Annotated in this window: 1 protein-coding gene; it reads right to left on the bottom strand. The window is 48.7% G+C overall.

Annotation, left to right across the window (positions count from 1 at the left end):
• On the bottom strand, positions 1–602 hold a 602-nt coding region (locus ACTHS3_RS16560; RefSeq protein WP_440368580.1), incomplete at both ends, for an aminoacyl--tRNA ligase-related protein.

The raw sequence follows: 602 nt of genomic DNA, 5'->3' as shown, positions 1-602 counted from the left end.
CACGGTGCAACATTACAGGACGCGCACGGTCGTTGTTTTCTGTTACATATTCTGCATTCAAACGCTCCGGCAATACGAAGTCCAACTGCAGGGTACCGCACTGCCAAGAGCGACCCAAGGCATCTTTAACATGGTACTCAATCTTAGGACCATAGAATGCACCTTCGCCAGGCAGTTCTTCCCACTCTACGCCGCAAGCGGTCAATGCATCACGCAGGCCTTGTTCGGCTTTATCCCAAACTTCATCAGAACCTGCACGTTGTTCAGGGCGGAGGGACAGCTTCACGGCAACATCATGGAATCCGAATTGTTTGTAAATGCGAACCAGCAATTCATTGAATGCACGTGCTTCATCAACGATTTGATCTTCGGTACAGAAGATATGCGCATCATCCTGTACAAAACCGCGAACACGCATCAGACCATGCAATGCACCGCTTGGTTCATTGCGGTGGCAAGAACCGAACTCAGCCAAACGCATTGGCAAATCGCGATATGAGCGCAAGCCGTTATTGAAAATTTGCACATGACCTGGACAGTTCATCGGTTTAACCGCGTATTCGCGTTTTTCAGAACTGGTCACGAACATATTGTCTTTATAG

It is taken from the genome of Neisseria sp. P0009.S007 (assembly GCF_051962515.1).
This window is presented reverse-complemented; position numbering and strand designations above follow the sequence as displayed.